Below are 20,979 nucleotides of genomic sequence, written 5' to 3'. Positions count from 1 at the left end.
GTCGGGCGTGGGCCCGGGGGTGGGGCCGAGTCGAGACGTGGAGAGAAGAGGACCATGCCTCACGGTGCGCCGGCGGGCGGGATGCGGCCACTCGGACGCCGACGGTTGTGCACAACGCGCGGCCCGCGGCCGCCTGGGGAGGGAGAAGCCGGCGCAGCACCCGGGAAGGAGGGAGACCTGCGGCCGCTGGGGAGGAAGAAGCCCACGCTTCCTCCCGCGGACCCCGCGCCGCGGTAGCCCACACCGAGGCCCCCGCACCACCTCGCTCCCGATGCCGGCGCGTGACTCCGGCCACCCGGGAACGAGCTGCCGCGACAGCCCACACCAAGGCCCCCGGGCGAGAACCGTCCGCGGCGCACGGCAGGATGGACGCATGTACACCCTGGTCGCCCGCGACGCCGGCGCCGTCCTGCTGCAGGACGCCGACGACGCCGGGGTGCCCACCGGAGCGGCCGAGCGGCTGCAGCCGGACGAGCTGGCGGCCGCCGTCGCGCACCGCGAGGCGACCCTCAGCACCCGCTGGGTGTTCGCCCGCGCCACGGACTGGTATCCGCGCTGGCTCCGCGCGGGGGTCACCGTCGCCCGCGCGCACGACCTCGGGCTGTCCGGCCGGATCCTCGGCCACGCCCAGGACGCGGCCGCCTCCGGTTACGCGCCGGATCCCCGGCTGGCCCCGCGGACCGTGGACGACCTGGACGGGGAGACGGCCCCCGACGAGAGCCAGGCCGCCCTGTTCGACGCCGCCCTCGGCGCCGCTCCGGCCGGCGAGCAGGACCCGTCGGCCGAGGAGCTGATCGCCGAACTCGCGGCCCAATTGGACGCCGTCGCCACCAGCGAGCACCCCGGGCGGCTGCGGCTGTTACTGGCCGCCGAGTCGGCGGGAGCGCTGGCCGGCGCCGAGATGCACCACGCCGGCCTGCCGTTCCGCGCGGACCTGCACGACGCCTATCTGCAACGGGTCCTCGGCCCCCGGGTTCCGCACGGCCAGCGCCCGCAGAAGCTGCAGCAGCTCGTCGGCGTCCTGCAGGAGACTCTGGGCGCACCGACCCTCAATCCGGATTCGCCGCAGGAACTGCTGCGCGCGCTGCATCGCGCCGGCATCGACGTCGCCACGACGCGCAAGGGCGAGCTGGCGCGGCACTCCCACCCGGCGATCGCCCCGCTGCTGGAGTACAAGCAGCTGTCCCGGCTGCTGACGGCCAACGGCTGGGCCTGGCAGGACGCGTGGGTGCGGGACGGCCGGTTCCGGCCCGACTACGTGATCGGTGCCGTCGTCACCGGTCGTTGGGCGACCAGCGGTGGCGGTGCCCTGCAGATCCCGCACCAGATCCGCGCGGCGGCGCACGCCGACCCCGGCCACAAGCTCGTCGTCGCGGATGCGGCGCAGCTCGAGCCGCGGGTGCTCGGCGCAATGGCGGTCGACGACGCCCTGGCGGCCGCCGCCCGGGGCCGGGACCTGTACGCCGGTGTCGCCGAGCGCGGGTTCGGTGGCGAACGCTCCGCGGCGAAGGTCGCGATGCTCGGGGCGATGTACGGGGCGACGACGGGCGAGGCCGGCCGGTTGGTTCCCCAGCTGGCCCGCTCGTTCCCGCGCGCGGTGGCCCTCGTCGAGGCGGCCGCGCGGCTCGGGGAGGCCGGCCGACCCGTCAGCACCCACCTCGGGCGCAGCACCCCGCAGGCGGGTCCGCGGCTGCGGGCGGCGCTGGCCCGGGGCGATCAGCCGGTGCTGCGTGCCCACGGCCGGTTCACCCGCAATTTCGTGGTCCAGGGCTCCGCGGCCGAGTGGGCGATGTCCTGGCTGGCCGACCTGCGGCGACGGTTGCGGGAGCAGCGGCGCGCCGCCCGCCTGGTGTTCTTCGTCCACGACGAGCTGGTGCTGCACGTGCCGGACGACGAGGTGGACGCGGTGGTCGCCGAGGTGAAGGCCGCCGCCGCGGCGGCCGCCGCCCTGCTCTTCGGGGCCGGACCCGACGACTTCCCGGTCACCGTCGCCGTCGTCGACAGCTACGACCAGGCCAAGTGAGGAGGCGGACCCCTCAGAGCGGTGCGGGGATGCGCCGCGACTCGTCCCACGGCACCGTCCAGCCGAGCTGGTCGAACAGGCCGCTGAGCAGCAGGCCGGTGAAACCCCACACGACGCCTGCGTCGCCGGCGTCGGCTTCACCGTCGAGCAGGAAGGCGGGCGAGCGGTGCCGCAGCCGTCCGCGCTCGACGACGGCCGTGACCCTCCGGTCCGGGTCCAGCAGGTCCGAGACAGGGGCCCGGAACACGCGTTCGGACTCGCCGCGGTCGACGACGGTGATCGCCGACGTGGTGGCCCACCAGCCGAGCACCGGTGTGACCCGGTAGCCGGAGACCGGCACACCGACCTCGGGCATCGTGCCGAGCAGTTCGACGCCGGTGGGGTCGAGACCGGTCTCCTCGCGGGCCTCCCGCAGGGCGGCGGCCTCGACCGAGGCGTCGGTCGCGTCCACGCCTCCGCCGGGGAAGGCGATCTGGCCGGGGTGGTGGCCGAGCCGCCGCGACCGCTCGACGAGCAGCACGTCGAGATCGGCGGGCGCCCAGGTGCTGCCCGTGTCGGCGGGACGGTCGTCGAGCACCCCGAAGAGCATCAGCACGGCCGCGGCGCGGGCGGTGGCGGGGTCGAGTCCGCGCAGCGCGTCCGCCGCGGACCCGCGGATCAGCGCGTCCCCGCGGGCGCCGAGAGCGGACAGATCGGTGTAGGCGCTCATGTGCCGAGTGAGAACCCCTCGGCGCGCAACTGCTCGCGGGTCGCGCCCTCCCGCGCGCGGGCCAGGAGGGCCTCCCGCCCGGGAGCCAGCTCGTACTTCAGCAGGGAGCGGGCGGCGGCCGGGTCGGTCTCCCCGATCCCGGCGGAGGGGCACAGGCCGGCGATCGCGCACGCCCCGCACGCGGGCTTGCGGGCGTGGCACACGCGGCGCCCGTGGAAGATGAGCCGGTGCGAGAACATCGTCCACTCGGACCGTTCGATCAGCTCGGCCACGTCCTTCTCCACCTGGACCGGGTCCTCAGACGTCGTCAGCTCGAGACGGCGGGACAGGCGGCCGAAGTGGGTGTCGACGGTCAGCCCAGGGATCCCGAAGGCGTTGCCGAGGACGACGTTCGCGGTCTTGCGGCCGACGCCGGGCAGGGTGACGAGGGCGTCCAGCTTCGGGGGCACCTCGCCGTCGAACTCGTCCACCAGCCTGGTGGCCAGGGCGAGCAGGCTGCGTCCCTTGGCGCGGAAGAACCCCGTCGGCTGGATGAGTTCCTGCAGCCGGGCCTCGTCGGCGGCCGCGAGGGCGTGCGCGTCCGGGTACGCGGCGAAGAGGGCGGGCGTGACGGAATTGACCCGTACGTCCGTGGTCTGCGCCGAGAGCACGGTCGCGACGAGCAGCTCGAACGGGTTGCGGAAGTCCAGCTCCGCGACCGCGTACGGGTAGGTCTCTGCCAGCTCCCGGTTGATCCGGCGGGCACGACGCTTCCGGGCGAGGGCTGACTCGGCACTGGCCGCCCGGGTGGCTGACTCGGCACTGGCCGCCCGGCTGCCCGTGCGGCGCGACGCCGGATCAGGCACGTTCGATGCTGTTCAGGTCGTGCAGGACGGCGACCCGGCCGTCCGTGTGCTGGACGACGAAGGAGCTGCCCCGGTCCTGCAGGGCGAGGATCCAGGCGCCGGGCTCGAGCATGAACTGCTGCTGCCCGCTGCGCTCGTCGAAGACGGGACGCGCGTAGCCGACGGCGAACCAGAAGGCCTCGTACTCGTCCGCGCGACCGCGACCCGTGTCATCGGTCTCGTGACCGTCAGCGTCATCCTCGGGATCGACGACGGCGCCGATGGGTGCCGAGACGGCCGACGCCCCGCGGCCACCGGCCGACCGCTCGTTCGCGCGGGAGTCATCGGTGAGCTCGGTCTGCTGCGTCGGCGGCTCCGCGTCGCGGACCGCCGGCCGCGCGACGGTGTCCGCGTCGTCCGCCCACACCGCGTCGGCCGTCTGCCACTGCTGCGGGCGGATGGCGGTCATGTCGTCGTCGTCCGCCCCGGTCGAGACGGCATCGGTCGTGATCGGTCGGGCAACGGTGTCGTCGAGGTCGGCAGCGTCGTCGCCTCGATCGTCGTGGTGGCCCGTGGAGCCGTGCTCCGCGCCCGTGACCGTCGGGACGGCGGTCGTGCGGGCATCATGTGCCTGTCCCGGAGCGTCGGTGTCGGCCGCATCGCTCCCGGTGGTATCCGTCCCGTCGAGGGCGTCGTCGGTGTCGGCGCTGTCGGTGTCGGAGCCGTCGGTGTCGGAGGTGTCGGTGTCGACGTCGTCGCGAGTCGTGGCAGACCGGGTCGCGGACGACGAGAGCGAGGACGTCTCGGGTGAGGACGAGGCGAGAGACGAGGACGACCCCGTGACCCGCGTGTCCTCGTCGGTATCGGTGCTCGTGTCCGTGTCGTCATCACCGTGGGTCGAGCCGGCGTTCCGGCCGGTGAAGGCACCGGCCGCACCTGCCGCACCCGCGCCGAGACCGGCACCGGCGGCCATCGCGCCCGGATCTGAACCCGTGCCGGCGGTTCCGCCCGCAGTGGCGCGGTTCTCATCGGCGTCCCGGCGGGTGCCGGCGGCGTTGCCCCCGACCGGGCGGGCGGCCGAGCCGGCCACCGTGCCGGACGACGTGCCGGACGACGTGCCGGCGGAGGAGGTGTCGGATTCAGGCTTCTCGGGCTTCGGCGCCTGATACGCGGGCACCGCCGGCCGGGCGACGAGCCGGGCCTCGACGGAGGGACGCACTACGAAGTCGGAGGCGAAGCCGGGGATGTGCGGCCCGCCCACCGTCGCGACGAGCATGCCGAGGGCACCGATCAGGGCGATGATCGGCCCGGCCTGGAAGAAATTCGCCACGCTGAGGAAGTGGAACACGGTGGCCACCGACGCCACCACCGAGGCGAACTGGTCCAGGGACAGGGAGCCGACCCGCAGGATCTCCTCCTTGCCGCTGAGCCGTCGCGCGATGAAGAGGGCACCGACCACCAGCGGCAGCATGAGCCCGAAGACGACGATCTGGGCCGAGGACCCGATGTTCCACAGGTTGGCGTACACGTTGTAGCCGTTGCCGACGTCCATGACCAGCGGGATGACGCTGCCGATGAGCAGCACGACGATGGACCCGAGCACCGTCAGGTCGCGGACCGTGAACGGCCCGGCGACGGCGCGCTGGCGCTGGTCCTGTCCGATCCCCTCCTGCGCGGCCCGGCCGGTCGCCTCACGGGATGACGCGGCGGCGGATCCGGGAACGGTCGCCGACGCGGTCGTCCTGCCGGTTGCGGACCCCGGCGAACCCGGCGTCGTCGTCTCCGGCCGGCGGCTGCCGATCCGGTCGTTCTCGAGCGGGTCCTGACCCATGGGTCCTCCTCGCGGTGCAGCGCCGGGTGCCGCGGCGCACGGCATCGATTCGCGTCCAGCCTAGTCATGGCGCGGACACGGGAACCAGCCGCCCCCGGGCCGGGCCGCACGCGAACGCCCAGCCGAGCCCGGTGCAACCCCACGGCAACCCCGTACGCGTGACGCACGGCACACCCGCCCGGCCCGGTCCCGTAGTCTGACGGAAACGACACCCGACGAGCACGAACGCGACCAGAGAAAGGTGCGCCATGTCATCGGATCAGTCCACCGGCAGCGAGACCGCCCCCATGGACAACCTCTCCCACGAGAGCCGCTCCTTCGCCCCCGATCCCGCCTTCGCGCGCGACGCCGTGGCTCAGCAGTCGCTCTACGCCGAGGCGGGCGAGGACCGGCTCGCGTTCTGGGCGGCGCAGGCACGTGAGCTGCTGACCTGGGAGACCGACTTCACCGAGACCCTCGACTGGTCCAACCCGCCGTTCGCGCGGTGGTTCGGGGACGGCAGGCTGAACGCCGCCTACAACGCGCTGGACCGGCACGTCGAGGCCGGCAACGGCGAGCGGGTGGCCATCCACTTCGAGGGTGAGCCCGGGGACACCCGCACCTACACCTACGCGCAGCTGACCGAGGAGGTGAAGAAGGCCGCCAACGCCTTCACCGCCCTCGGGGTCACCGCGGGCGACCGGGTGGCCGTCTACCTGCCGATGATCCCCGAGGCGGTCATCACCATGCTGGCCTGCGCGCGCATCGGCGCCGCCCACTCGGTGGTCTTCGGCGGCTTCTCCGCCGACGCCCTGCGCAGCCGGATCGACGACGCCGAGGCGAAGCTCGTCGTCACCGCGGACGGCACCTGGCGGCGCGGCAAGCCGAGCGCCCTGAAGACGGCCGTGGACGCGGCCCTGGCGGACGGGAAGTCCACCGTCGAGAACGTCGTCGTGGTCAAGCGCAACGGCGAGCCGGTCGAGTGGACCGAGGGGCGGGACCAGTGGTGGGCCGACACCGTGGAGACCGCGTCCGCCGAGCACACGGCCGAGGCCTTCGAGGCCGAGCAGCCGCTCTACATCCTCTACACCTCCGGCACCACCGGGCGGCCCAAGGGCATCCTGCACACCACCGGCGGCTACCTCACGCAGGCCGCGTTCACCCACCGCAACGTCTTCGACCTGCGCCCGGAAACGGACGTCTACTGGTGCACCGCCGACATCGGCTGGGTCACCGGGCACAGCTACGTCGTCTACGGCCCGCTGGTCAACGGCGCCACCCAGGTGATCTACGAGGGCACCCCGGACACGCCCCACCAGGGCCGCTGGTGGGAGCTGGTGCAGAAGTACGGGGTGACGATCCTCTACACGGCGCCGACGGCGATCCGCACCATGATGAAGTGGGGCGAGGACATCCCCGGGCAGTACGACCTCTCCTCCCTGCGCGTCCTCGGCTCGGTCGGCGAACCCATCAACCCCGAGGCGTGGATGTGGTACCGCCGGGTGATCGGCGGGGAGCGCTGCCCCGTCGTCGACACCTGGTGGCAGACCGAGACCGGCGCCATCATGATCTCGCCGCTGCCGGGTGTGACGGCGGCCAAGCCGGGCTCGGCGCAGGTACCGCTGCCGGGCATCACCGCGGACGTCGTGGACGAGACGGGCGCCTCGGTGGGGGACGGCGGGGCCGGCTACCTGGTGGTCCGGGAGCCGTGGCCGTCCATGCTGCGCACCATCTGGGGCGACCCGGACCGCTTCGTCGACACCTACTGGTCCCGGTTCGAGGGCATGTACTTCGCCGGCGACGGTGCCCGGAAGGACGACGACGGCGACGTCTGGCTGCTCGGCCGGGTGGACGACGTCATGAACGTCTCCGGTCACCGGCTCTCCACCGCCGAGATCGAGTCGTCCCTCGTCGGTCACCCCGCGGTCGCGGAGGCCGCCGTCGTCGGTGCCGCGGACGAGACCACCGGGCAGGCCGTGATCGCTTTCGTCATCCTCCGCGGGTCCGCCGCGGACGAGGACCACGACGCGATGAGCGAGACGCTGCGCCAGCACGTGGGCAAGGACATCGGCGCGATCGCGAAGCCGCGGAAGGTCCTCATCGTCCCCGAGCTGCCGAAGACCCGGTCCGGCAAGATTATGCGGCGCCTGCTCAAGGACGTCGCCGAGGGCCGCGAGGTCGGCGACGCGACGACACTGGCGGACAGCACCGTGATGAACCAGATCGCGGCGGACTTCGCGAAGTAGGCGGCGACCGACAGGTAGGCAACAACAGAGCGCGGGCGGGCTGCGGCACACTGGTCCCATGAGTGATCGCCGCAGCCTGCTCGTGCTCAACGGGCCCAACCTCAACCTGCTGGGCACGCGCAAGCCCGAGACCTACGGGCACGCGACGCTGGCCGACGTCGAGGCGCAGGTGCGCGACGCCGCCGCGGCGCACGACCTGGACGTGCAGTTCGTCCAGTCCAACCACGAGGGCGCCCTGCTCGACGCGATCCACGCCGCCCGCGGCGTGCACGCCGGCATCGTCATCAACCCCGGCGCCTACAGCCACACCTCGATCGCGCTGCCCGACGCCCTCGAGGCCGTGCAGCCGATGCCCGTCGTGGAGGTGCACATCAGCAACGTGCACCGGCGCGAGGCGTTCCGGCACCACTCGTACGTGTCGGCCCAGGCGGACGCCGTCATCATCGGCGCCGGGGTGCACGGCTACACCCTCGCCGTCGAGCACCTCGCGCGGCTGCTGACCGAGGGCTGACCGGCCGGGTCGGCTGAGAGCAAGCGAGCAGCAAGCCGGCGTCAGCCGCGGATGCAGGCTCCGGTCGACACCTCGGACGTGCCGGCCCCGTCGACCACGGAGCGCACCTGCGCGAGGGTCAGGGCGTAGCCGACCGGGACGTTCTCCCGCGACTTGGCGAACACCATGCCGACCACCCGGCCACGCGTGTCCAGCAGCGGCCCACCGGAGTTGCCCTGCTGCACGTCGGCGGAGAGCTGGTACACCTCGCGCGACGAGGTCCCGGTCCCGTAGATGTCCGGGATCCGCACCGAGCCGCGGGACTGCACCCCCGCCGGCTTCGCCTGGTACGGCCCGCCGAGCGGGTAACCCGCCACGACCGCCGAGTCGCCGCCCGCGAGGGGGTTGCCCGCCTCCAGCGCCGCCGTGCCCAGTCCGTCGACCGCGAGCACCGCGATGTCCTTGACCGGGTCGAACAGCACGACGTCGGCCGGCAGGGCGTTCTGGTTCGGCACCTCCACGACGGGCTGGCCCACCCCCGCGACGACGTGCGCGTTGGTCACCACCCGCCCCGGCGCCATCACCCAGCCGGAGCCGGTCTGGTTCTGCCCGCACTGGTAGGCGTTGCCGGTGATCCGCACGACCGAACCGGCGGCCGCGCGCAGCGCCGGGGTGTCGGTGGACTCGTCCGGCACCGGGACGGGGGTGCTCTGCAGGTTCTCGGCGAGGATGCGCGGGATGCCCCCGTTCGCGAAGAGTCCCGCCCGCACCCTGGCCATGGACGCGGCCAGCGGCGGTGGCGTGAGCCGGTCGACGGTCTGCAGCACCGCCGAACCCGCGATGGCGCGGGAGAGCATGGGCACGCCCATGGTGGAGACCGCGAACGAGAGCAGGCTGAGCACGAGCGAGCACACGATCACGTTGACGGCGGCGCCGAGCCCGCGGTCCAGGGCGCGGATGGGGCCGATCCGACCCACGGCGCGGCGGATCACGGCCCCGAAGCGGGAGCCGAGACTGCTGCCGATGACGAGGAGGACGATGATGACGGCGATGGCCGCCGGTGTCCGCCAGGCGCTGTCCGTGACCCACTGGCTGACCAGGGGCACGGCGAAGAACGCGGCGACCGCGCCGAGCGCGAAGCCGGCGAGACCGCCGATGCTGACGAGGAACCCGACACGGAATCCGTGGACCAGGTAGCCGATCAGGACGAGCAGCAGGACGACGTCGAGCAGGGAGATGGGCACGGGTGTTCTTCCTTCCGCGGTCCCCAGCCGATGGCCGGCCGGACCGTGGTCCGAGCGTAACGGCCCGCGCTGGCAGCCGACTGGACCGGAACCGACAACTCGCCGGTGCCCACCGGCGCAGCCGGGACGACGGCGGCTGAGGACGGCATCCGCCGTTGTCAGCGGCCGATCACGGTCCGTGGGTAGTGTTCTCGGGTGGTCTCCGGCCCGGTGCGCACGCCTCGGCTGTGGCTCATGCCACAATGAACGCAGACGACGTCGTAGCCGGAGCGCGAGCACATCGCGCCCGGTCGACCCGCGAAGATGATCAGCCGCGCCCGGCGGAGAGGAACGGTAATGTCGATGGACCTGGAGGTACTGCGTCGGTCGGCGCTGTTCGCCCCGCTCGCGGACGACGTGTTCGCCGCGGTCACCGAGGGGTTGACCGAGGTGAACCTGTCCCGCGGTTCCTCCGTGTTCCGCGAGGGCGACCAGGGTGACGAGCTGTACTTCATCCTCGCGGGCAAGATCAAGCTCGGCCGTACCGCGGCCGACGGCCGGGAGAACCTGCTGGCGATCCTCGGCCCCGGTGACCTGTTCGGTGAGATGGCGCTGTTCGACCCCGCCGCCCGCAACGCCACCGCGACCGCCGTCTCCGAGACCCGCCTGGTGGCCCTGAAGCACGACGACCTGCGCAAGACGATCGAGACCCGTCCCGAGGTGTCCACCCAGCTGCTCCGCGCGCTCGCCCAGCGGCTGCGCCGCACCGACGAGTCCCTGGCCGACATGGTGTTCTCCGACGTCCCCGGCCGCGTCGCCAAGGCGCTGCTGGACCTGGCGGACCGGTTCGGCCGTCCCGCGACGGACGGCATCCTCGTCGCTCACGAGCTCACTCAGGAGGAGCTGGCCCAGCTGGTCGGCGCCTCCCGCGAGACGGTGAACAAGGCCCTCGCCGAGTTCGTCCAGCGCGGCTGGCTGCGCCTGGAGGCCCGCGCCGTCGTCATCCTCGACATGCAGCGTCTGCGCCAGCGTTCCCGCTGACTCACGCACGAGAGAAGGGGCGCCGGATTCCGGCGCCCCTTCGTCGTTCTCGACCTCGCGTGTCCTCCACAGCGTGGACGCCGGGGGTGACCTACAGGGAGTGGACGACCGGGCGCGCGGGAGCGGGCAGACCGTCGACCCGCAGCATCGGCGTGCCGTCCTCGGTGACCAGCACCGGTTCGAACTGGCGCGACGGGCGCTTCTCCGAGATGTAGGAGATGGTGCAGGAGAGGTTCGCGAGCTTGCGCAGCATGATCAGCACGGCGGGCAGTACGAGGTCCTCGACCCGCCGGCCGACGGTGTCGGGCTGGTCGATCTCGTCGCCGAGCGCGGTCGACGCGGGGTCGGCCATCAGCTCGACCGGTGAGCACCAGCGGCCCCAGCCCGTGACGCCCTCGAGCGGAGCCGGTTCCTGACCGAGCGGCAGGACGACCGCGAAGTACTGGGTGCACAGGCGCTTGTGGAGGAACGCCGGCGAGATCCAGCGGCTCAGGGGTCGCAGCAGGCTGGTGTCGAGGTCGAGCGCGCGACGGCGCAGCACGTCCCCGAGGGTCCGCTCCTCGTCGTGCACCTCACGACGGCGCTGCTCGCCGTCGGGTCCGCTCGTCACCTCCGCGGCACGGTCGCCGTCACTGCTGCCCAGGAGGATGCCGGCCCGTTCGAACACGACGCGCGCGGCGCCGCAGACCAGGCGCTGAGCCAGCTCCGGGTCCTCGACGTCGAGCAGCTGGCCCCAGCGGGCCGCGACGGGTCCGGTCCACGGCAGCGGGGCGGTGTCGTTCTCGCGCAGGGGGGCGCCCACGAAGGTCACGGCGCCGAGGCCGGACCGTGCGGTCTGGTACTCGAGGAACACCTCGACACCGTCGGGCCCGTCCCGCATCAGCATCACGGCCACCGCCCAGCGGGACTTCGCGGGCGGCAGTGCGTCGTCGGTGTCCCAGTGCTCCGCCTCGTCCCGCCAGGGGGCGGGCATGGGCAGCAACCGGCTAGTCGAATTCGACAACCAACTCCACCTCGACCGGGGAATCCATCGGCAGCACGGCGACGCCGACGGCCGAGCGGGCGTGCACGCCCGCGTCTACGAACAGGGCGCCGATCAGGTCGGAGGCCCCGTTGAGGACCTGCGGCTGACCGGTGAAGGAGGGATCGGACGCCACGAAGCCGACGACCTTGACGACGCGGACCACGCGGTCCAGGTCGCCGATCACGCTCTTGATCGCGGCGAGCGCGTTCAGCGCGCTGGTCGCGGCGAGGTCCTGGGCGGTCGCCGGGTCGACGGTCACGCCGACCTTGCCCGTGGCCGGCAGGGCGCCGTCCACGAACGGCAGTTGCCCGGAGGTCCACGCCCAGCGGCCGCTGACGACCGCGGGCGCATAGGCACCGACGGGGGCGGCGACGGACGGGAGGGTCCGGCCGAGGTCGGCCAGCCGGCTCTCGACCGCCCCGGTCGGGGCGTCGGAGGAGAGATCAGTCATGGAGGGGTCTCACTCGTCACGTCGGCGGGGCACCGGGAGGTGCCCCCTGTCTGCCGACAGACTAGTCCCCGCGCGGCCGCTTGAAGTACGCGACCGGGTTGCCCGGCGGCGGGGGAACCATGTTGCCCTCCGGCGTGGAGGTGGGGGTCCCGGTGGGGGCGCCCGGCAGCACGGCCACCAGTTCCCACCCGTCCGAGCCCCAGTTGTCGAGGATCTGCTTCGTCGCGTGCACCATCAAAGGCACCGTGGCGTACTCCCAGGTGGTCATGAGTTCAGCGTAACCCTCCCTTGTACACTGGCCGTCATGGCATCAGGCAAGTCCGCGGGGGCTCGGACCATCAGCACGCTGGCCCGATTCGTCACCTTCCTGGGGGTGAGTGTGCTGTGCGGCGTCCTCGCCGCCGGTCTGCTCGTTCCCGGCGCGGCCGTCTCCGCGATGGGGGCGACCGCGTCGATGGACTTCTTCGACGAGCTGCCGACCGAGCTCGAGGTCGGGCCCCTCTCCGTCCCGTCCCGCGTGCTCGCGGCGGACGGCTCGGAGCTCGCGTCCTTCTACGTCGAGAACCGGCAGCCGGTCAAGCTGGACCAGATGTCGCCGTACGTGAAGACCTCCCTGTTGGCCATCGAGGACAGTCGCTTCTACGAGCACGGCGGCATCGATGTGCAGGGCACCGCACGCGCGCTCCTGAACAACATCGCCGGCGGCAGCACGCAGGGCGCCTCCAGCATCACGCAGCAGTACGTCAACAACGTCCTGAACGAGGCGCGCAGCCGCGCCGGTGAGGACGCGTCGATCACCCTCAACGGGGCGAAGGGCATCGGGGACAAGCTCCGCGAGGCCAAGCTCGCGATCGCCGTGGAGAAGAAGTACTCGAAGGACCAGATCCTCGAGAACTACCTGAACATCGTCTTCTACAACCCCAACGCGTACGGCGTCGAGGCCGCCGCCCAGTACTTCTGGGGCACCTCCGCCAAGAACCTGAACCTGCAGCAGTCGGCGATGCTCGCCGGGCTCGTCAACGGGCCCACCCTCTACAACCCGGTGACGCAGCCGGCGCAGGCCACGAAGCGCCGCAACCTCGTGCTCGACGTGATGCTGGCCCAGAAGAAGATCAGCAAGGCGCAGCACGACGCGGCGGCGAAGGCGCCGCTGGCCCTGAAGGTGAACGCCCCGAAGCAGGGCTGCGCGGCCTCCAGCCGGGGCGCCTACTTCTGCTCGTACGTCGAGCAGCAGATCTACAACAACGCCGCATTCGGCCAGACCCGGGAGGACCGCCAGGCGCTGCTGGTCCGCGGCGGGCTGACCATCAAGACCACGCTCGACCCCCGCCTGCAGGACAAGGCGCAGGCCCAGGCCGACCGGATCGCGCCGCCGCGGGCGAATCCGTCGAAGATCGGCTCCTCCCTCGTCACGGTCGAACCGGGCACCGGCAAGATCCTGGCGATGGCGCAGAACTCCCGGCTGACCGGCAAGGACAACTGGATCAGCGAGATCAACTTCAACGTCGACAAGAAGGACGGCGGCGGCAACGGCTGGCAGCCGGGATCGACGTACAAGCCGATCACCCTGGCCACCTGGCTGGACGAGGGCCACCACACCGAGGACATCGTCGACGGCTCCAAGCGGCGCTACCCGGCCGACTTCCGGTGGAAGGCGTCCTGCCAGACCGCCGACCACCGCGTCACCGGCGCATACGACGACACCCTGCAGGACTCGCACGACCTGAAGAACGCCGAAGAGGGCTGGTACCGGAAGATGCGGGCCGCGGAGGGCATCTACCAGTCCATCAACACCGCGACGTACGCCATGGCCTCCAAGGTCGACCTGTGCAACATGGGCCAGATCGCGCAGAATCTCGGCATCCACAACGCCTCGACCGGGGATCCGATCGACTCCCTCAAGATCGCCAGCTTCATCGGCGGTACCGACGGCGTCTCCCCGGTGACGATGGCCAGTGCGTTCGCCACCTTCTCGACGGACGGCAAGTACTGCGCTCCGGTGGGCATCACCAGCGTCACCGACCGGAACAACAAGACCTACGAGGTCCCGCAGGCCAACTGCCGCCAGACGATCAAGACCGAGGTCGCCCAGGGCGTCAACAGCGTGCTGCAGCAGGTGCTGATCCGCGGCTCCGGCTACCAGCGCGGGATCGACGTCCCGGCCGCGGCCAAGACCGGCACCACGGACAACTCCGAGTACACCTGGATGGTCGGCTACACCAAGGGCCTGGCCACCGCCTCGTGGGTCGGGTACCCGGACGGTTACCGCTCCCCCAACGCCCGTGGCGCCAACCCGGGCGCCCAGTTCTACGGGGACGGCACGACGCTCGAGTACGTCGACGGTGCGACGGTCGCCGGCAGCGCCTGGCAGGAGTACATGAAGGAGGTCGCGCCGCTCTACAACACGGGAGCGTTCAGCGACCCGCCGCAGAGCGTCGTGCGGAGCAACGACTCCGACGCCAGTAGTTCGAGTTCCAGCTCCACGGACAGCACCGGCTCGACGGACAACACCGGTTCCAGCGACAGCAACCCCTTCGACAACACCACCGGCAACAACGGCTGACCCGTCCACCGGGCCGCTCCGCGCGGTGCCCCACGACGGGTGAGTCGATCACGCACGTTCGACGACCCCCGACCGACCACGATCACAGGATGGCCATGACCCGCACTCGCTCCCGCTCGCACGTTCCCCTGGCAGCCGGCGCCGCGTTGACCGCGGGCGCCGCCCTCGCCGGCGGCCTCGGACTGGCCGGGTGGGGCGTCCTCGTCGAACGGCAGCGATTCCAGCTGCGGGAGGCCACCCTGCCGATCCTGCCGCCGGACTCCCCCTCCATGCGGCTACTGCACCTCTCGGACATCCACATGGTGCCGGGACAGCGGCTGAAGACGTCGTGGCTGCGGTCGCTGGCCGATCTCGAACCGGACTTCGTCGTCAACACCGGTGACAACCTCGGGCACCGGAACGCGCTGACCCCGCTGCTCGAGGCGCTGGAGCCGCTGATGCGATTCCCCGGCGTCTTCGTGCCCGGCTCCAACGACTACTTCGCCCCGGTGCTGAAGAATCCCCTGACATACTTCACCGGCCCCAGCGATCGCTCGGCGAAGCCGCCCACGTCACTGCCCACGGGCGCCCTGCACACGGCCTTCGGCAACGCGGGCTGGATCTCCCTGGCGAACCGGAACCAGTCGCTGGCGATCAAGGGCACCCGGCTCGACTTCTCCGGTGTGGACGACCCGCACATCGGCCGCGACCGCTACACGGGCTTTCCCCTCGGCGCCGTCAACCAGGACGTGTCCGCGCACGTGCGGATCGGCGTCACCCACGCCCCGTACCGTCGCGTCCTCGACGCCTTCACCCGTGACCAGGCGCGGCTCATCCTCGCCGGGCACACCCACGGCGGCCAGGTGTGCGTGCCGGGCGTCGGCGCCCTCGTCACCAACTCGGATCTGCCGACGTCGATGGCGAGCGGCGTGCACCGCTGGACCGTCGCGGGCCGCGAGTCCGTGCTCGAGGTCTCCGCGGGCCTGGGCACCTCGTTCTACGCGCCCGTGCGGTTCGCCTGCCCGCCCGAGGCGGTGCTGCTGACGCTGACGGCGTCGCAGCGCTGACCACACCGGAGCACGCCGGATCGCCTCCGATCACCGTCGACAGTCGATGGGTAGTTCTACCCATCGACGTGATCATCGTCTCGGGATAGATTTCGGGTGGATCAGCGTTGATCCACACAGTGGCGCCGTTCTGCAGCACACCAACCGTTCCCCCTGGCTGGCTGCGGAGCGGCTGCCGCTGGCGCCCGGCCCGTGATCGGTGCTTACCCCAGATTCGCACCGCGCACGGCGGCCCGCGCCGCGTGGGCCCGGTACCTCCGTACCGGGCCCGCGCCCGTCTCCGGCCCGCGATGAGCCGGACGCGTCGGCGCCGTCTGCTCGTGGCGCCGGTTTCAGGATCGGGCCGTTCGTCGGCTATCCTTGACAAGTTGCGTTGGCCGCCCTCGAGGCGGATCTCCGCGGGGTGTGGCGCAGCTTGGTAGCGCGCGTCGTTCGGGACGACGAGGCCGCAGGTTCAAATCCTGTCACCCCGACCAGCAGATGTCACAGGACATCGACGAAGGCCCGGACCCACGGATGTGGGTCCGGGCCTTCGTCGTTGCTCGGGATGTGTCCCGCCGGCTGGGCCCCGCACACGTCAGGTTCGCAGGAGGTCCTCCTGCGCGCGGTCGCCCTCCGGGCACGGGACGCCCGGACGGGTCGAGGTCGCCCGATTCCGGGCGCGGTAGTCGCTCGGGGTGAGGCCGGTGTGGCGCCGGAGCAGGGCCCGCAGGTTGGCCGCGGATCCGAGCCCGCTGCGCGCCGCGATCATCTCCACCGACCCGGCGTCGTACTCGAGCAGTCGCCGGGCGAGTTCCACGCGCCGGAGGGTGAGCCAGGCCAGCGGCGTGGTGCCGAACGCGGTGCGGAAGCGCCGGTGCACGGTGGCGACGCTGACGCCCGCGTGGGCGGCGAGGTCCTGCACGCCCAGCGGCGCGTCGAGCTGCGCCTCCGCCCAGGCGATGGTCGCCGCGAAGGAACGGTCCGCGGCCTCGGGCGCCGGGTGCTCCGCGAACTGCCGCTGGCCGCCGTCCCGGAACGAGGCGTAGACGAGGCGCCGGCTCACGTGGTGGGCGACCGCCGCGCCGTGGTCCTTCCGCACGATGTGCAGGCCGAGGTCCAGCGCCGCGGCGCTGCCCGCCGAGGTCAGGATGTCCTCGTCGTCGACGAACAGGACGTCCGGCTGCGCCCGCACCCGCGGGTACCGGGCGCGGAACGCCGCGGCCAGCTGCCAGTGCACGGCGGCGGGGCGGCCGTCCAGCAGGCCCGCCTCGGCGAGGGTGAAGGCTCCGGTGCAGAGGCCGACGAGCCGGGCGCCGCGTTCGTGCGCCGCCCGGATGGCGTCGAGAACCGCCGGCCGCGTGGGCGTCGCGACGTCGGGCCGGTTGGGGACGATGACGGTCTCCGCCTCGGCCAGGTCCTCCAGCGTGCCGGTCGCGGTGATCTCGAACAGGCCGGCCCGCATGCGCGTGCGCGAGGACGGCGCCACGACCGTCAGCCGGTACGGATCGAAACCGATCTCGGACCGCCGGGACGCTCCGAAGATCTCGCACGCACAGGACATCTCGAACGGGTTGGAGCCGTCGTCGACCAGCAGGGCGACCCGATGCGGCTCCTCGATCGACGACGGAGCGGACGGGATCGGGCGCGGCGGCTGCCAGGATCCTTGCGACATGTGCCATTCCTAGCACTCGTGCGCCGACACGCGCGACCGTAGCGTCGAAGGATGTCACACATCGTCACCCAGCCCGTCACCCTCGCCGCAGCCGCCGCCGACCTGGACTCCTACTGGTCGCAGCGGGTCGTCGCCTCCGCCAACGGCAGCCTCGTCAAGGTCGCGAAAGGCATCGGCGAGGTGAACTGGCACCACCACGACGATCAGGACGAACTGTTCCTGGTGCTCGAGGGCGAACTGACGGTGCGCCTGCGCGACGACGAGCGCGACCCGGCGGCCGAGCGTGCCGTGCGCCTCGCCACGGGCGACCTCTTCGTCGTCCCGCAGGGGGTGGAGCACGCGCCCGTCGCCCGGGAGGAGGCCCGCTTCATGATCATGGGCCGGTCGATCACCTCGACCGCGGCGGGCGGGAAGCCGGCCTGGAGCGAGGTCCCGCCGGCGTCCTGACGGACCACGCAGCGACGGACGACAGCACGACAGCACGGCAGCACGACAGCACGGCAGCACGACAGGAGCCCGCGGTCACCGAGGTGGACGCGGGCTCCTGTCGTGGACGATACGGCGTCACCCCGGCCGCTGAGCCGGCCGGGGTCACGTCGATCAGCCGAACTTGGCGGCGGTGGCGTACCCCTTGCCGTTGAACTTCTGCACCACCACGGAGGAGATGGCCGGCTGGCCCTCGACCGTCGTGTCGACCTGCGTGCCCTGGAGCATCAGCGGCGCCTGGAAGCCCTTGATGTTGCGCAGCGCGGACATGAAGCTGTCGCGGGTCGGCTCGGTCATGGTGGAGAACGCCTTGTCCAGCGTCGCGCCCGCGATGTAGCTCCACATGCAGTGCGGGAACGCCGGGGCCTCCTTGTAGTCGCCGTACTGCTTGAGGTCGGCGAGGAACTTGACCACGTCGGCGTCCTTGGCGAAGGCCGGGCTCTGCGGGGCCTTCGCGAAGGAGACCGAGTAGACCCCCGGGTACGCCGTGGCGCCACCGGGCTGCAGGATCGCCGTCGGGCTCGATGTGTTCGAGGGCAGGAACCAGCTCGGCTTCCAGCCGATCTGCTGCGCCTTCTGCAGCGCCGAGATGGCCAGCGGCGTGACGGACATGGCGTTGAGGATCACGTCGGCCTTCGACGACGCGAGCTGCGTGATCTGCGCGTCGACCGAGGTGTCGGTCGCCTCGTAGGTCTGCTCGCCGACGATCGAGATACCGGACTTCCCCTTCACGGCCTCCTTGAACCCGGCGACGTAGCCCTTGCCGTAGTCGTCGTTCTGGGAGAGGATCGCGACCTTGTGGGTCCCGCCCGAGTCGGCGAGCAGCTTGCCGAACGCGGCACCCTCGTTCTGGTAGACCGGCACCAGGCCGAGCTGCCAGGGGCTCTGCTGCCGGTTGCTGAAGAGCGGGTCGCCCGTCATGACCAGGGCCTGCGGGACCTTCTGGCTGATGGCGGCCTCGCGGAACGCCCGGTTGGTGGGCGTGCCCAGGCCGGAGGTCTCCGCGAACACGCCGTCCGAGGTCATCTGCTGGAAGTTGGCGAGCGACTTCTGCGGGTCGTAGGCGTCGTCGTAGGTCTTGATCTCGACCTTGCGGGTCTTGCCGTCCCCGAACTTCACCCCGCCCTCGGCGTTCTTCGCGCCGAAGTAGGCCTTGACACCGGCGACGGTGCAGGTGCCCGGCCCGGCGGTGGTCCCGCTCAGCGGCGTGGTGATGCCGAGGGTGATGGAGGTGTCGGTGATGCCCGGCGTCGACGCGGCGCCGCCGCTCTGAGCGCTGCCGCGGCAGCCCGTCAGCGAGATCGCGAGCACCGATGCGACGGCGACGGCGCCGACCCAGCGGGCTCGCGGTGTCACGCGAGTCCCTTTCCGAACGGTCATGGTCATGCCTCTCTGGTGGGTGTGGTCTCCGGCGCAACGTCCGTGATCGGATCCTGCGCGGGAGCATGCTGGGTGAGGGAAGTCGAAGGGGGCGTCGCGGAGTCGTCCGGCGTCGCTCTCGGCGGTCCACCGGAGCGGCGGCGGAAGGCTCGCCGGAGCGCCCGCGGCAGGCTGACGAGGCCGTCGGGCAGCAGGAACAGGACGGCGAGGAGCAGCACGCCCTGGCTGACCGTGGTCAGGTTCGGGTCCACGGCGTTGGTCAGCTGGGGCACGAGCACGTAGAAGAACCCGCCGATGAGGGAGCCGGCGATGCTGCCCGCGCCGCCGATCACCATGGCGGCCAGCAGGGAGATCGAGTGGCCGAAGCTCAGCGTCTCGGGTGAGGTGTACTGGACGGCGGCGATGTAGAGGAAGCCGCTCGCCCCGCCGAAGATCGAGGCGATCGTGAAGGCGGTGACCTTCGTCCAGTACGGGGAGACGCCCATCGCCGAGGCGACCGCCTCGTTGTTCTTCACGACGCTGAACGCACGGCCGTACTTGCCGCGGACCAGTTTCCGGGCGAGCAGGAAGGCGACGCCGCCCACCACCAGGACGATGTAGTACTGCCACTGGTCGTTGAACAGACCGGACCAGTCGGGGGCGTTCGAGAAGATCGCCGAGACGCCCTGGGAACCGCCGGTGAACTCGTCGAGCCGCTTGGCCAGCGGGACGCCGACGATCGGCAGGGCGATCGTGACCATGGCGATCGCGAGGCCCCCGAGCCGGGCGGCGGCGAGCGCCACCAGCAGGCCGACGAGACCCGGGATGACGCACGCCGCGACGAGGACGAGCAGGATGTTCCAGCCCTGGGTCACGCCGTAGGCGGTGACGTAGGCGCCGAGGCCGAGGAAGAAGATCTGGCCCAGGTTCACCTGCCCGGTGTAGCCCATCACGATGTTCAGGCCGAGGATGGCGACCGCGTAGACGCCGATGCGCACCAGCGTCTGGTTGCCGAGCGGCGGCAGGACGAACGGGATCACCAGCAGGAGGACGACGGCGAGCACGGTCAGGCCCACCAACAGGGGCCGGCGTCGTGCGCCCGGACCGCGGGCGGACCGCCGGGAGGATCGGGTCACTGTGCTCATCTAGACGCGCACCACGACTTTCCGGCCGAACAGGCCCTGGGGGCGGAGGATCAGGATGACGAAGATCAGCACGAACGGCACCGCGATCTTCAGGTCGTGCCCGATCAGCGGGACGTAGACGGCCACCAGGTTCTCGAGCACGCCGATCGCCCAGGCGGCGACGACCGCACCGAGCGGGCTGTCCAGCCCGCCGAGGATCACCGCGGCGAGCGCGTACACCAGGGCGCCGTCGAGCATGCCGGGCGTGAGGGTGAGCTGCGGCGCGACCAGCGCCCCGGCGACGGCGCCGAGGGCGGCCGCGAGGCCCCATCCGACCATCAGCAGCCGCCCGACCGGAAGGCCGGAGAGGGCGGAGGAGCGGGGGTTGTCGGCGACGGCGCGCAGGGCGAGCCCGAGCTTGGTGCGCAGGAACAGCACCTGGAGGATCACCATGATGGCGACGATGGTCGCCGTCGTCGCGAGCGACCGGACGCTGACCACCGCGCCCAGCACGTCCACGCTGGTGAGCGGGAACAGGGAGGGGAACTGGAGGTTGTTGTAGCCCCAGATCAGCGCCGTGACCCCGGTGACCAGCGTGAGCAGGCCGATGGTCACGACCACGGCGGTGTCCGGATCCCCGCCCTCGAACCGCCGGATCAGGAAGCGCTCGACCAGTCCGCCGAGCACGAAGGAGAGGACGACGGCGATCAGCACCGCCGGCAGCAGCGGTATCCCGACGCCCAGGCACGCGTAGGCGACGTACGCGCTGAGCACGGCCAGGCCGCCCTGGGCGAAGTTGATCAGGCCGGTCGCCTGGTTGACGAGCACGATGGCCAGCGCGAGGGCCGCGTAGATCGACCCCGTGGACAGGCCGTCGATCACGAGCTGGATGAAGGTTCCCATGTG

Annotated in this window: 18 protein-coding genes and 1 tRNA gene; 8 read left to right on the top strand and 11 right to left on the bottom strand. The window is 71.8% G+C overall.

The features are described from left to right. Positions 1-373 precede the first annotated feature (373 nt). Positions 374-2,023: a bifunctional 3'-5' exonuclease/DNA polymerase gene (locus tag BGP79_RS08750; RefSeq protein WP_076694584.1), complete on the top strand. Its 1,650-nt coding sequence runs from the start codon at positions 374-376 to the stop codon at positions 2,021-2,023. A 13-nt stretch (positions 2,024-2,036) separates the two neighbouring features. Here BGP79_RS08750 and BGP79_RS08745 read toward each other — a convergent pair whose 3' ends face one another. From BGP79_RS08745 to BGP79_RS08735, 3 genes are read right to left on the bottom strand one after another with little or no spacing between them, the layout of a single operon-like run. Then, a complete protein-coding gene (locus BGP79_RS08745; RefSeq protein WP_076694583.1) occupies positions 2,037-2,732 on the bottom strand; it encodes a CoA pyrophosphatase in 696 nt (231 codons plus the stop codon). After that, a complete protein-coding gene (gene nth, locus BGP79_RS08740) occupies positions 2,729-3,577 on the bottom strand; it encodes an endonuclease III (RefSeq protein WP_083701712.1) in 849 nt (282 codons plus the stop codon). The genes BGP79_RS08745 and nth overlap by 4 nt, the downstream gene beginning before the upstream one ends. Continuing rightward, positions 3,570-5,387: a hypothetical protein gene (locus BGP79_RS08735; RefSeq protein ID WP_076694582.1), complete on the bottom strand. Its 1,818-nt coding sequence runs from the start codon at positions 5,385-5,387 to the stop codon at positions 3,570-3,572. The genes nth and BGP79_RS08735 overlap by 8 nt, the downstream gene beginning before the upstream one ends. Before the next feature lie 248 nt (positions 5,388-5,635). On the opposite strand from BGP79_RS08735, the gene acs reads away from it, so the two are divergent. Continuing rightward, on the top strand, positions 5,636-7,612 hold the full coding sequence (gene acs / locus BGP79_RS08730) for an acetate--CoA ligase (RefSeq protein ID WP_076694580.1): 1,977 nt from the start codon (positions 5,636-5,638) through the stop codon (positions 7,610-7,612). Between the two features lie 58 nt (positions 7,613-7,670). Beyond that, on the top strand, positions 7,671-8,123 hold the full coding sequence (gene aroQ / locus BGP79_RS08725; RefSeq protein ID WP_076694579.1) for a type II 3-dehydroquinate dehydratase: 453 nt from the start codon (positions 7,671-7,673) through the stop codon (positions 8,121-8,123). A 41-nt stretch (positions 8,124-8,164) separates the two neighbouring features. Here the strand turns inward: aroQ and BGP79_RS08720 are convergent, their stop codons facing one another. Beyond that, the gene (locus tag BGP79_RS08720; RefSeq protein ID WP_076694577.1) at positions 8,165-9,346 is read right to left on the bottom strand and encodes a MarP family serine protease; all 1,182 of its coding nucleotides are present in this window, start codon (positions 9,344-9,346) and stop codon (positions 8,165-8,167) included. A gap of 342 nt (positions 9,347-9,688) precedes the next feature. Here BGP79_RS08720 and BGP79_RS08715 point away from each other — a divergent pair, with 342 nt between their 5' ends. Beyond that, positions 9,689-10,366, top strand: a complete 678-nt coding sequence (locus BGP79_RS08715; protein ID WP_076694814.1) for a Crp/Fnr family transcriptional regulator — start codon at positions 9,689-9,691, stop codon at positions 10,364-10,366. A gap of 91 nt (positions 10,367-10,457) precedes the next feature. Here the strand turns inward: BGP79_RS08715 and BGP79_RS08710 are convergent, their stop codons facing one another. The 3 genes from BGP79_RS08710 to BGP79_RS08700 form a co-directional block, all read right to left on the bottom strand. After that, the gene (locus BGP79_RS08710) at positions 10,458-11,348 is read right to left on the bottom strand and encodes an NUDIX hydrolase (protein WP_143588349.1); all 891 of its coding nucleotides are present in this window, start codon (positions 11,346-11,348) and stop codon (positions 10,458-10,460) included. A gap of 4 nt (positions 11,349-11,352) precedes the next feature. Continuing rightward, complete coding sequence (locus tag BGP79_RS08705) at positions 11,353-11,841, bottom strand: RidA family protein (protein WP_076694575.1); 489 nt, start codon at positions 11,839-11,841, stop codon at positions 11,353-11,355. Between the two features lie 61 nt (positions 11,842-11,902). Next, a complete protein-coding gene (locus tag BGP79_RS08700) occupies positions 11,903-12,109 on the bottom strand; it encodes a hypothetical protein (protein WP_076694573.1) in 207 nt (68 codons plus the stop codon). Positions 12,110-12,145: 36 nt separating this feature from the next. On the opposite strand from BGP79_RS08700, the gene BGP79_RS08695 reads away from it, so the two are divergent. The 3 genes from BGP79_RS08695 to BGP79_RS08685 all read left to right on the top strand — a co-directional run bounded on the left by BGP79_RS08695 (position 12,146) and on the right by BGP79_RS08685 (position 15,926). Continuing rightward, a complete protein-coding gene (locus BGP79_RS08695) occupies positions 12,146-14,404 on the top strand; it encodes a transglycosylase domain-containing protein (protein ID WP_076694572.1) in 2,259 nt (752 codons plus the stop codon). 89 nt (positions 14,405-14,493) lie between these two features. After that, complete coding sequence (locus BGP79_RS08690; RefSeq protein WP_076694570.1) at positions 14,494-15,450, top strand: metallophosphoesterase; 957 nt, start codon at positions 14,494-14,496, stop codon at positions 15,448-15,450. Between the two features lie 399 nt (positions 15,451-15,849). Then, a tRNA-Pro gene (locus BGP79_RS08685) sits at positions 15,850-15,926 on the top strand. 101 nt (positions 15,927-16,027) lie between these two features. Here the strand turns inward: BGP79_RS08685 and BGP79_RS08680 are convergent. Then, positions 16,028-17,104: a GlxA family transcriptional regulator gene (locus BGP79_RS08680; RefSeq protein ID WP_076694569.1), complete on the bottom strand. Its 1,077-nt coding sequence runs from the start codon at positions 17,102-17,104 to the stop codon at positions 16,028-16,030. A gap of 51 nt (positions 17,105-17,155) precedes the next feature. Between BGP79_RS08680 and BGP79_RS08675 the strand changes: the two genes are divergently transcribed. After that, on the top strand, positions 17,156-17,551 hold the full coding sequence (locus BGP79_RS08675) for a cupin domain-containing protein (protein WP_083701710.1): 396 nt from the start codon (positions 17,156-17,158) through the stop codon (positions 17,549-17,551). Between the two features lie 153 nt (positions 17,552-17,704). Here the strand turns inward: BGP79_RS08675 and BGP79_RS08670 are convergent, their stop codons facing one another. From BGP79_RS08670 to BGP79_RS08660, 3 genes are read right to left on the bottom strand one after another with little or no spacing between them, the layout of a single operon-like run. Beyond that, positions 17,705-18,946: an ABC transporter substrate-binding protein gene (locus tag BGP79_RS08670; RefSeq protein ID WP_233121288.1), complete on the bottom strand. Its 1,242-nt coding sequence runs from the start codon at positions 18,944-18,946 to the stop codon at positions 17,705-17,707. Positions 18,947-18,972: 26 nt separating this feature from the next. Continuing rightward, the gene (locus tag BGP79_RS08665) at positions 18,973-20,094 is read right to left on the bottom strand and encodes a branched-chain amino acid ABC transporter permease (RefSeq protein ID WP_076694566.1); all 1,122 of its coding nucleotides are present in this window, start codon (positions 20,092-20,094) and stop codon (positions 18,973-18,975) included. Continuing rightward, on the bottom strand, positions 20,095-20,976 hold the full coding sequence (locus tag BGP79_RS08660) for a branched-chain amino acid ABC transporter permease (RefSeq protein ID WP_076694564.1): 882 nt from the start codon (positions 20,974-20,976) through the stop codon (positions 20,095-20,097). It abuts the gene before it with no gap. Positions 20,977-20,979 lie beyond the last annotated feature (3 nt).

This window comes from Tersicoccus sp. Bi-70 (assembly GCF_001968825.1).
GTDB lineage: Bacteria > Actinomycetota > Actinomycetes > Actinomycetales > Micrococcaceae > Tersicoccus.
This window is presented reverse-complemented; position numbering and strand designations above follow the sequence as displayed.